Annotated in this window: 5 protein-coding genes and 4 tRNA genes; all 9 read right to left on the bottom strand. The window is 34.4% G+C overall.

Features of this window, described 5'->3' with window-relative positions; genetic code table 11:
- Positions 1 to 105 precede the first annotated feature (105 nt).
- Positions 106 to 7,560: an LPXTG-anchored DUF1542 repeat protein FmtB gene (gene fmtB / locus JV528_RS07345; protein ID WP_065316778.1), complete on the bottom strand. Its 7,455-nt coding sequence runs from the start codon at positions 7,558 to 7,560 to the stop codon at positions 106 to 108.
- Positions 7,561 to 7,837: 277 nt separating this feature from the next.
- A complete protein-coding gene (gene glmM, locus JV528_RS07340; RefSeq protein WP_000521495.1) occupies positions 7,838 to 9,193 on the bottom strand; it encodes a phosphoglucosamine mutase in 1,356 nt (451 codons plus the stop codon).
- Positions 9,194 to 9,219: 26 nt separating this feature from the next.
- Positions 9,220 to 10,152: a CdaR family protein gene (locus JV528_RS07335; protein WP_000894026.1), complete on the bottom strand. Its 933-nt coding sequence runs from the start codon at positions 10,150 to 10,152 to the stop codon at positions 9,220 to 9,222.
- Between the two features lies 1 nt (position 10,153).
- Entirely contained in the window at positions 10,154 to 10,963 is an 810-nt protein-coding gene (cdaA, locus tag JV528_RS07330) for a diadenylate cyclase CdaA (RefSeq protein ID WP_000347896.1), read from the bottom strand.
- A gap of 188 nt (positions 10,964 to 11,151) precedes the next feature.
- Positions 11,152 to 12,060, bottom strand: a complete 909-nt coding sequence (gene rocF, locus JV528_RS07325) for an arginase (RefSeq protein ID WP_204177641.1) — start codon at positions 12,058 to 12,060, stop codon at positions 11,152 to 11,154.
- Positions 12,061 to 12,197: 137 nt separating this feature from the next.
- Positions 12,198 to 12,270 (bottom strand) — tRNA-Lys (locus JV528_RS07320).
- A 3-nt stretch (positions 12,271 to 12,273) separates the two neighbouring features.
- A tRNA-Gln gene (locus tag JV528_RS07315) sits at positions 12,274 to 12,348 on the bottom strand.
- Positions 12,349 to 12,357: 9 nt separating this feature from the next.
- A tRNA-Tyr gene (locus tag JV528_RS07310) sits at positions 12,358 to 12,441 on the bottom strand.
- 29 nt (positions 12,442 to 12,470) lie between these two features.
- Positions 12,471 to 12,546 (bottom strand) — tRNA-Val (locus JV528_RS07305).
- Positions 12,547 to 12,573: the final 27 nt, after the last annotated feature.

Raw genomic sequence — 12,573 nt, 5'->3', positions numbered from 1 at the left:
TATTGGTCATTATTAAAACAAATTCATATTAACTGTTAGACTTGGTTACTTAGTAAGGAATATTTCCCTATGAAATAACTAGATGTCCACATTCTTGAATAAATTTTATTCTTCAGTTTGTTGGTCTTTCTTAGTGAATCTTCTAATTAAGAATGCCATACCTGCACCTAGAGCTAATTCAGCATATGGTAAATCGTCATTATGTGACATACCAGTATCTGGTAAAGTTTTAGCTTGTTGTTTAGGCTTATTAACTTTTCCTTGTTGCGCTGATTTTACATTTGTTTTGTTTTCTTTAGTCTTAGTTACATTAAGCATATCTTGATTAGCACTATTGCTTCCTTTTGAAACTGTAGCTGGAGATGCATTGGCACCGTCGTTTTGCGTAGCTTTATTGTTTACATCTGCAGTTGCACCAATTGCTGCTTGATTATCTTTTGTATCTGCTGTTGCCATGTCAGCTTTTTGACTATCCTCAGTCGAAGTCGCTTTATCTTTTGCTTCTGACGGTTTAGATGTTGATGGTTTATTCGATACATCAGTATCAACGTTGCCTTCAGATTTATCTGCTTCGTTAGATGCAACGTTAGTTTCAGACTTAAGTTGTCCGGCATCTGTTTGATTTGTCGTACTTTCTTCTTTATCTTTTGATGTATTAGAAGATGCTTTTGGTTCTGTTATGTCTGCTGAAGGCAATGTTTCAGTTGTTGATTCAACCATACTTTGATTTGTTGAATCTCTACCATCTTTTTCTGCCTTAGCTTTATTTTCAGATTTTGGTTGTGCAACCTTGCCATTAGTTGATTGAGATTCAGCACTATTATTTACTTCAGCATTTTGTTTTGAATCATTTACAGATGCATTATCTTTGCTATCAGCAGATGATGCTGCTTCTGTGCTCGCAGTTGTTGGAGCCGTTGCTGTTGATCCTGTTGGTGCATTCTCGTTTGTTGCAGTTGTACTATTGTTATTTGTTGTGCTTTCTGCTGGCGTTACATTATCTGTTTCTGTTGCAGGTTTATCAGTTGTGCCGTTATTAGTTGATTCTACTTCTGGTTTATCAGTTGTACCATTACCCGTTGCCGAATTGTCTGTTGATGCATCTACACTAGAATTTTTATTAGCTGTCGGTTTATTATTTGTATCATCAGTTGATGGATTGTTTGTTGATGTTGCTGTTGTTCCACCAGTTGCCGCATCATTCTGATTATTTGTCGTTGTTGAAGACGTATCTGCATTGGCATTATCTGTTGACTCAGTTACATTAGGTTGTCCAGTATTTTCTGGTGTTGCATTAGCATTTGAATTTGCTGTTGCATCATTATTATCTGAACCACTATTAGTATCGTTAGCATTTGGATCATTCTGAGGCACAATCGCTTCAATTGCAGGTATCGTTACATTTTGTAATTCAGCAACTTCTGTATTTGTTTGAGTTTTATCTAATTTATCAGCAAATCTGTCAAAATATCTACCTAAATCTGTACGTGCAATTTCTTTCGCCGATGCATCTGCATCTGCATTTTTAATTATTTCTATTTGCTTGTTAACCACTTCTCTAATTGCTTCCAAAGCATTTTTCTTAACTACTGGATTAATACGTTGTGCTTTAAGTTGTTCAAGCGCACTATTTTTGACAGTAGCGATTTCTGCATTTGTAGTTTGATCAGAAATATCTTCAGTTGCTTTTGATAAAATGTCTTCTAAAACATTCGTAAACGCTTCTTTTTCTTCAGTTGTAGCATCAGCGTCGACATTTACACCTACTTCAATCTGGTCTAGTGCAGTTTCTAATTCTTCGATAGCTTTTTGTTTTTCTGTTGAGTCAATTTGAATGTTATCAAATGCCTCAAGTCCTTGAGCTTTCGCTTTTTCAACTTCAGCAGTTGTTGTTGCATCAGTAATACCTTGTTTAGCTTGATCTGTAATTTGTTTAATCGTTGCTAATGCTTCAGTTTTTTCTTCAGCAGTTAACTGCTCACTATGATCAATTGATTCTTTCGTATCTTCTGCTTTAGCTTCAATAGCTTGGTTCGCTTTAGGTTTAACAGTAGCATCTACTTGAATAGCATCAATTGCTGCTTTACCTTGTGTTAATGCATCATCAACGTCACCATTATCCACACCATTATTAATGCTTTCTAATGCAGTTTGAACATTTTGGTCAACTTGCTTAATTGCTTGTTGCTTTTCATCTTGTGTTGCATTAGTGTCAGCTGAAATATTATTTTTCTTTTGATCTGCATAAGCATATAAATCTGTTGTAGCTGTTTCTTTTTTACCGGTTGGAATTGTGTAATCATTAATATTATCTAAGTCATTATGAATTCGAACTTCAATGTCATCTTTAGAAGTAGCTTGATTGACATTTTGATCCGCCGTTTGTTTCAATTCAGCAAGTTTTTGTTTCGCTTCTGCAATTTCACTTGAAGTCGATGCGTTAGAGTTATCCGCTTCGTTTACTTTTGAATTATATGCATCTGCAATTTTCGCTAAAGCATCTTTTTTGTACTCACTAAATGTTTTAACTGCATTAATTTTAGCTTTCCCTTCTTTAACCGCATTATCAACATATTCATTTGTTGATGATTGATCGACATTTGTTTTCGCTTGATTTAACGCTGCATCAACTTCTTGTTTTGCATCGTTAATTTCTTGTTGTGATGCATTTGGTGTTTGTTCGATTTGTGTTTTTCTATCAGCTGCTGCTTGATCTAAAGCAGTTTTACCTGCTGGCTTCTTAACAGGATTTGCATGAAGTTGTTGAACTTTTTGTACTGCTGTATCTTTAGCAGTAGTTACATCACCTGTTGTATTTGCTGTATTTATATTGTTTAAACCTTCTTCATATGCTGCTCTAACTGGTTCTATATCTTTTCCTTTTTCTTCATTTGTAGTCGTATTATCACTAAGTATTTCAGTTATTTTATTTTGCATTTCAGTTAGCAATTCCGCTCTTGCATTCGTTTTAATATCTGTTGATGCTTGAATTGGGTCAATTGCTTGAATTGCATTATCTTTTGCAGTGTTTACATCATCGATTGACTGTGCATTTTCAATATTTTGATTACCTTGCGTTAATTCTGCATCTACTTGTTGATTTGCTTGTTCTTTTTCTTCAGTAGTCGCATCTGCAGTTTGTGCAATAAGTGCTTTTTGTTCCTTTGCTTTTGTTGCTAATTCATCTTTAGCTACATCTTTAATTGTTGTATCTGCAGTAATACCTTGAACATCAGCAACTGCTTGATCTTTAATTTGCGTAACATCGTTAGTTGTTTGTGCATTTAAGATATCTTGATACGCTTTTTCTTTAGCTTTTAAAACTAAATCTTTTGCTGCATTTTTTTCTTCAGTTGTAGCACCAGTTGTATTATCAATTGCTTGATTTTGAGTTGTCACAGCTTGATCAACATCATTTTTAGCATTTGATTTAACCGCTGTTGCTGGTTGTGTACTTTGAATCGAATTTTTACCTGCATCTTTCGCTGTATCTACACCATTATCATCAGTTGCAGCTGTAATATTATTTTTCGCGTCTGTAACTGCTGTTGCTAATTGTTGAATAGCTGCTTCTTTTTCTTCATTTGTAGCGTTCTGATCATTATTGATAACTGATGTTTGAGCTACTTGTAATTGATCTATCTCATCTTTAGCCGCTTGTTTCTTCACAACTTTTGGTGTTACCGCATTAATTGCTGCTTCCGCATTAGCTTTCGCTTCATCAACATCGGCATTTGTTGTAGCTGCTGCGATGGCTTGAATTGCTTTACCATTTTCAGTATTTGCTTCAGCATCTGCTGCTTGTTTTTCTTCAGTTGTTGCATCTGGTGTAGCTTGAATTGCTTGCAATTTGTTATTTAAAATTGTTGTGATTTCATTACGTGCAGTTGCTTTTTTATTAACTGTTGGTGTTACTTGATCAATACTAGCTTCACCAGTTGTTTTCGCTTGGTCTACATCATTTTGACTATTAGCAGCTTCAATGTTGCTATTTGCTTGTGTCACAGCATTATCTACGTCCGCATTAGCCGCTGCAATTTCTTCAGCAGTAATGTCTTGCGTTTGAGCGATTGCTGTTTTACGTTCATTCGCTTTCGTAGTGATGGCTTGTTTCGCATCATCTTTAGTTGTTGTTGCTGGCTGAATTGCTTCAATTTTAGCAATTTCTGCATTTTTAGCCGCTTCAACTTCTGCATTTGAATGTGCACCATCTATTGCTGTATCAGCTGTTGTTTTTTCAGTTTGAACTTGTTGTTTCGCAGCTGCTTTTTCTTCAGTTGTTGCACCATTATTAACATCAATTGCTGTTTCTTGCGCTTGTACTTTGTCAGCAATTGCTTGTTTCGCTGTTGGTTTAACATTTGCATCAGGTGTAATAGCTGCGATTGTAGCTTCACTTGTAGTTTTTGCATTATCTACATCTGCATTTGCTGCAGCATTATCTATATCAGCGTTTGCAGTAACTACTGCTTGATCAACTTTGTCTTTCGCTGCTTGTTGTTCTTCAGTAGTCGAATCATTCATTGCTTCAATTGCAGTTTTACGTTCACTTGCTTTTTGAGCGATTTCCGCTTTAGCATCCGATTTCTTAGTTGTTGCCGCTTGTACTTGATTAATTGCAGTAATACCATTGTCTTTAGCTGTTGCAACTTCACTATTTGAATTTGCAGCATCAAGATTTGTTCTTGCTTCTTGCTTTTTAGTATCTAATTCTGTATATGCAGCTTGTTTTTCTTCTGTAGTTGAAGCATTGCTATTTTGAATTTCTTGTTTACGTGTATTATATGCGTTTTCTACTTCCGTATCAGCTGCAGGTTTAACTTTTGCTTGTGTTTGAATTGCATTGATTTTATCTAATACTTTTGATTTTGTTTCAGCAACTTCCTGTTTTGATTTAACAACTTGGATGTCATGTAAACCTTGCTTTTGAGCTGCTTCTACTGCTGCATCAGCTTCTGCTACTTCTTCATTAGTTGTATTTGAAACTGTAGCATTTTGAGCTTTTCTAGCTGTTGCAGCTTGTTTAACTTCATTATAGGCATCCATTTTTGTTTGAGTAGAGTCAGTAATATTTTCAATTTTTGAGATTTCTTCGTTTTTAACTCTTTCTAAATCTTGTGCAGTCGTTGTCGCTTCAATTGCTTTAACACCAGAAACTTTAGCTGCATTAATACGCTCAATAGCTTCCGCTACTTCTTCATTTGTTGTATCAGGATTTAAAGGTGCTTGATCAATTTGTGCTTGAACAACTTCGTCAAATTCTTCAAGAGCTGCTGCTTTAGCTGTTGTAGCAGGTGCAGTTTGATTAATATCATTGATTGCTTTTGTTTTAATGGCTTCTACTTGTGCATTTGTTGTTGCTGCATCAATATCTTTAATTGCATTTGTTTCAATTTTACCAATTTTATCATTTGCTACATCTTTTTCATCTTGTAATGATGCATTTGACTTTTTAATTTGTTGTTTACGAGTTGTAACTGCTTGGATAATATCTTGTTTCGCTTGAGGTTTAACTGTTGGTGTAATCACATCTTGATCTAACACTGCGATACCGTTATCTTTTTCAGTTGTGACACCTTGTGCTGTTGTTTGTTTATTAATTTCTGCGATTGCATTATTTTTATCATTGTTAATTTTAGTCACAAGCGCTGCAACTTCATCTTGCGTAACTTTTTTACTTTGTTGTGCTGCTGTAACCTTTTCTTGAGCTTTAGCATCTAATTCAGCAATTGCTGCTTGATTATCAATTAATGCAGCTTGTAATTTAGTTACTAAACCGTCAATATCTGCTTGAGATGCACGATTTGCAGTTTCAACATGATTCGCATCTTCATTTAAAATATTGTCTGCTTGTTGTTTAAGTTTATTGTATTCTGCAATTGATGCTGTTGTGTAATGACTATTATCAACTTGTGAGTTTACTTGTTGTTGCAACGCATCTTTGTTCATTTCAACTGCTACTGAAAATGGATCTGCAGTTAGTGTAACTTCTGGTTGCGCATTATTAATTACAACATCTGAAGCAGTACGATATGTTAATTTTTCATTAAAATCAATATTTTTAGGTGTATCGATATTCGCAACATTAACTTTATATGATAATTTTAAAGATTTATCTGGGAATAAAACTTCTTTAGTGTGTGTACCGCGTGCCGTTGTCACACCTTGGCTTGTAAATGTAACTTTATTTGCAGTTTGATCATAATTAACAGTCATATTTTTCAATACTGTACTGTCTTCATTACCATTAGGGAATGTTGTAGTTAATGAATCATTAACGTAAGTTACACCTTGTGGTAATGTTACTTCATATTTAAATTGATCTGCTTTTAATGAAGCACCAAAGTTACCATTGTTACCGATTTCAGTATTAATTGTAAATTCTTTATTATTTGTTGCTTTCGGTGCTAAATCTCTATTTTTGACATATAAATGTGATCCTGAGAATAGACCTACATTATCAATGAATGAATAGTATTTATAACCATCTTTATTTGTTGTAATTCTTGAAGCATCAGCAACTGCTGTATTGTCAGGAATAAATTGTAAATCTAAACGATCAGCATCTGTTGGTACTTTAAATAAGTGTGCAGTACCAGTCTTAGCTACATTTACAGTTGCTAATTCAGTATTTTTCTTAGCATCTTTAATAACTAGATTTGTTGCACCTTGCTTACTATTCGTTTGCATAGTGGTAAAGTTGATAATTAATTCTGAATCTGGTTTTACATTAACAGTTTTTGAAATACCGTTAAAGTTACCATGATCTGTAGAATCATTTGCATTCACACGACCTAATGCAGCTACATTTCCCCTAGCTTGATAGTTTTGAGGGTTATTCTTATCAAACATATCGCTTCGTCTTAATTCTGAGTTAACGAAACCAATCTTACCGTTGTTAATTAATGAATAACCGTTTACTTTATCTGTAACAGTTACAGTTGGATCCTGTCTATTCTCATCTGTTGATATGGCAGGATCATCAAACGTTAATGTTGTATTAATACTGCCTTCACCAGTATTGCTAGCATTTGGATCTTGAGTTTGTGCGTTTGCTGCTACAGGTGCTGCTGGTTGCGCTGCTGCTGGAGCATTCGCTGGCTGTGTTTGATTTGCCGGTGTTGCATTATTATTAGGTGTTGCTTGGTTATTTCCTTGACCTGCTTGGTTTGCCGGTGCTGCTTGATTTCCAGGTTGTGCTTGTGCAGCGTTATTCGGATCAGCTTGATTACCTTGTCCAGCTGGTTGTGTATTTGGTTGTGCTGCTCCTCCTGCTGGATTAGCCTGTCCACCTTGGTTTGCTGGTTGTGCTGCTGGTTGTCCTTGGTTGGCAGGTGCAGCTGGCTGTGCTGTAGGATTAGCTTGAGCACCAGCATTTGCGTTAGGCTGTGTATTGGCATCAGCTGGTTGTGCTGGTTGATTTTGTGCAGGCTGATTTTGCTCTGCTGCAGACGCTGTTGTCGGGTTAGTAGATATAAAAGTAACAGTGGCAATTAAAGCTGAAAAAATACCGACATTAAATTTTCTGATACTAAATTTTTGTTGTCTGAATAAATTCATTAAGTCATCCTCCTGGTTGATTATTCTCGCTGTTAAATGATTTCACTTAATCAACTGTTAAGATAAGTAGTAGCATCTGCGTTAAAAACACAAAGCAACTCTATCTAATTAAAATTAATTTTATCATCATTATATATTGAGTACCAGTGTATTTTATATTACATATTGATTACTTTGTTTTTATTTTGTTTATATCATTTTACGTTTGTACTATAAATTATTTCTACAAACACAAAAAAACCGATGCATACGCATCGGCTTATTTGTAATACAGTATTTATTTATCTAATCCCATTTTATCTTGAACCACATCAGCTATTTGTTGTGCAAATCTTTCAGCATCTTCATCAGTTGCTGCTTCAACCATGACACGAACTAATGGTTCTGTTCCAGAAGGTCTTACTAAAATTCGACCTTCTCCATTCATTTCTACTTCTACTTTAGTCATAACTTCTTTAACGTCAACATTTTCTTCAACACGATATTTATCTGTTACACGTACGTTAATTAATGATTGTGGATATTTTTTCATTTGTCCAGCTAATTCACTTAGTGATTTACCAGTCATTTTTATTACAGAAGCTAATTGAATACCAGTTAATAAACCATCACCAGTTGTATTGTAATCCATCATAACGATATGCCCAGATTGTTCTCCACCTAAGTTATAATTACCGCGACGCATTTCTTCTACTACATATCTGTCGCCAACTTTAGTTTTATTAGATTTAATTCCTTCTTGTTCAAGCGCTTTGTAAAAACCTAAATTACTCATAACAGTAGAAACAATCATGTCATTATTCAATTCTTGATTTTTATGCATTTCTTGACCAATAATAAACATAATTTGGTCACCGTCAACGATTTGACCATTCTCATCTACTGCTATAATTCTGTCTCCATCGCCGTCAAATGCTAACCCAAAATCACTTTCAGTTTCAACTACTTTTTCAGCTAATTTTTCAGGATGTGTAGAGCCACATTTCTCATTGATATTATATCCATCAGGACTACATCCAATTGTTTCAGTATCTGCTTCTAAATCACCAAATAAGAATGGCGCTAGTGATGATGTTGAACCATTTGCACCATCTAAAACAATTTTCAAACCTTCAAAGTTAACATCTACTGTTGATTTTAAATAGCTCAAATATTTTTGTGCCCCTTCAAAGTAATCTGAATAATGTACAATATCATTGCCAACTGGTCTTGGTAATTCTGGGTTTTCTTGATCCAATAATGCTTCAATTTCATTTTCTTGTTCATCTGATAGTTTAAAACCATCTGATCCAAAGAATTTAATACCATTATCTGCAACTGGATTATGAGAGGCTGATATCATTACACCTAACTCTGCACCCATATCGCGTGTTAAATATGCAACACCTGGTGTTGAAATAATACCTAATCGCATCACTTCTGCACCAATTGAAATCAAACCAGCTATTAATGCTGATTCTAACATTTCACCTGAAACTCTAGTATCGCGACCTACAAGTACACGTGGGTGTTTTTCACCTTTATTATGTGCTAGAACATAGCCACCGTATCTTCCTAATTTAAATGCCAATTCAGGTGTTAGTTCTTGGTTTGCGACACCTCTTACTCCGTCTGTACCAAAATATTTTCCCATTGTTTACTCTCCTTTAATTTAGCTATTTATTTTACATTTATATAAGCCTTCGTTTCACTTGGTTGTGCTTTAGTGACATGTTCTGGTAAATTGATTTTTACAGTCTTTTCAGTTGATTCTGAAATACCATCTAAATCTACTTCTGCATCAACTTCGCTTATATTTTGCAAGTCATCTCGACTACCGAAGATTTCAATTTCTTTATCTTCTAAGTCAATCGAACTTAATTCTTTATCATCTGCTAAACTACCTTTCTGTTTAACATTTACTTTAACCTTTTTGCTAAAAGGCTCTACTTTAACTTGTAAATTCACTTCATTAGGTTGAATCGATACATTTAATTTATTCAGTTTTTTATCAAAAGCCGTTACTTCTGCGACATCTTTTGTGTCACCATTAATCTTTTTATTAGTTTTAAAAGTGGCTTTTAAATAAGCAATATCATTCAATTGTTCTTCTCCACCTGTTACTTTAACTGTTTGTGGTGAAACTTCTTGCTTTGTAATTTTAAAAAGTGGATCAATATCACTCTGACTTACATCAGGTTGAACTGTCATCTTTTTAGTTACTTTGTTTTCAAGCGTAATATTTGCTAATTTAGGTTTTACAGAATAATGAATGTCATCAGCTAACCCTTTAACTTGATACTTCTCTTGATATTTTCCAGCTTTAGCATTTGATAAATCAATCACTACTCTTAAATCTTCTGGATTTTCAATTTTTATTATCTTTGATTGTGGTCCTGAAATAGTCACATTAACTGTTTCAGGCGCTTTTGTTAAATGCAAATCTTTAGTGTTATAAAGAATTTCAACGGGTACATCTTGAATCGTTTTACTAGACTTTTGACCAAGATTACCAGTGTTAAAGATATTTCCAAAAACATTGTTAACAGATAAAAAGAAAAACAATGCCAAAAGAAAGGCAATAAATCTCAAGCCCCATTTACTTTCTAGCATATTATTTCACACCTTTCTTTTGAAAGCGTGTGCCAAACCAATGTTCAGCAAGCAACTCTTCAAAAATTTCGTTTGAAATGTCTCGTCGTAATTTTCCATCAAATGTTACCGAAATATCACCAGTTTCTTCAGATACAATAACGGTAAATGCATCAGATACTTCTGAAATACCAACCGCAGCTCTATGTCTTGTACCCAAACTTTTAGATATCTTAGGACTATCAGACAATGGCAAATAACTTGCTGCTGCTGCAATCTTCGTGCCTTGAATAATCATTGCACCATCATGTAAAGGTGTATTAGGTATAAAGACATTAATTAAAAGTTCTTGCGAAATATTTGAATCCATTGCAATACCTGTTTCAATATAATCTTGAAGACCTGTTTCTTTTTCAAAGACAATTAATGCACCTATACGTCTTTTAGCCATATATTGCACAGCCTTTGAAACTGATTGAATCAATTTCTCTTCATCTTTACTATACGTATTAGAAGTATAGCGTTTTAAAAAGCTACCTCTACCAAGTTGTTCTAACGCACGTCTAATTTCTGGTTGGAATATTACTATTAAAGCTAATACCCCCCATTGAATAACGATATCGAATAATTTAGATGTTGCAGTCAAGTTCAATATCATACTTATCTGCTGACCAATAACAATTACTAATATCCCTTTAAGTAATTGTATCGCTTTAGTTCCCTTAAAGACCGTGATGAGAAGATAAAGTACATACCAAACTATCAGTAAATCAAGGATACTCGTTACAATTTTTAACGTACTGAGGTTTTGAAAAAAGTTGGAAAAATCCATAACATCTCCTCCGGGTAATATTTTTCCATAATACCCATTATACCAATCATTTACATCACTGTCATACGAACATATATTTAAATAGAAAAAATTTATTTTAAAGATTATAACTACTCTTAATCATTTTAGTGAATTAAAAAAAGTAGTGCAAAAAGCAAAATATACTTTATACACTACAAATCATTTATTTATAATAAAGTTTCACCAAAAAATGTTCCAACTAACGAAACCGCTTGTTCAGCAGTATGATTATTACTGTCAATCAATGGATTTACTTCAACTAAATTCATTGAGGAAATTAAATGTGATTGATGCAGTAATTCCAATGCAAAATGGCTTTCTCTATAACTAAGACCACCCAAAACTCTAGTACCAGTGCCTGGCGTTTCAAGCGGATCTAAAGCATCAACATCTAAAGATAAATGAACGCCATCAACATTGCGTGACTTCAAATATTCTATTGTATTTTCAATTACTTCCTTTATCCCCAATTTATCAATATCTGACATAGTAAATGTTTTAATATTATGATCTTTGATAAATTGTCTTTCACCTTTATCTAAATCTCTCATACCAATTAGTACGATGTTTTCTGGCTTGATTACATTACTATTTAATTCTAAAAGTTCTTTGGGACCTTCACCTGTCAAAATCCTTAGAGGCATACCATGAATATTTCCACTTGGTGACTCTTCAGGTATATTTAAATCACCATGTGCATCATACCAAATAACTCCTAAATTATTATAATGTTTACTTATTGCTGATACTGAACCTACCGCAATAGAATGATCTCCACCAAGAACTAGAGGAAATCTGTTATTTTCAATTGATGCTGAAACTTCTTTATTTAATTTTTGATTAACATCTATAATTTCATCATAATTTCTTAATCCTTTTTGTTCACTATGAAATTTTTCAATGTTCACAGCAGGTACCTTAATATCCCCCTTGTCATATACATCAAGGTCTAATTGCTTTAATCTTGAAATTAATCCAGCATATCTAATTGCTGTTGGTCCTAAATCAACACCTAATTTTCTTTGTCCAAATGTTGATGGTGCACCTATAATATCAATTGCTTTTGTCTTTGTCATAAGCGTCCCCCTTTGCTCTATGTAATTAAAGAATAATGTATGCGCTTACCATTATCAAGCAATAGCTACACATATAATCTGTTTATCTTATTACTTCATAAAAAAAAGCACTTTCCAAAAATGGAAAGTGCTAGTAGTGAGCCATAGAGGATTCGAACCTCTGACCCTCTGATTAAAAGTCAGATGCTCTACCAACTGAGCTAATGGCTCTAATGGCTGGGCTAGCTGGATTCGAACCAACGAGTGACGGAGTCAAAGTCCGTTGCCTTACCGCTTGGCTATAGCCCAATATATAGATGGTGGAGGGGGGCAGATTCGAACTGCCGAACCCGAAGGAGCGGATTTACAGTCCGCCGCGTTTAGCCACTTCGCTACCCCTCCAGCTTATTCATATAATTTAATAATCAAAATGGTGGAGAATGACGGGTTCGAACCGCCGACCCTCTGCTTGTAAGGCAGATGCTCTCCCAGCTGAGCTAATTCTCCAAAATAATGACTCCTACGGGACTCGAA

The sequence above is a fragment of the Staphylococcus sp. GDB20D11A genome (assembly GCF_016893255.1).
GTDB lineage: Bacteria > Bacillota > Bacilli > Staphylococcales > Staphylococcaceae > Staphylococcus > Staphylococcus aureus.
The sequence above is the reverse complement of the archived record's forward strand: the minus strand, read 5'-3'. Positions and strand labels throughout refer to the sequence as shown.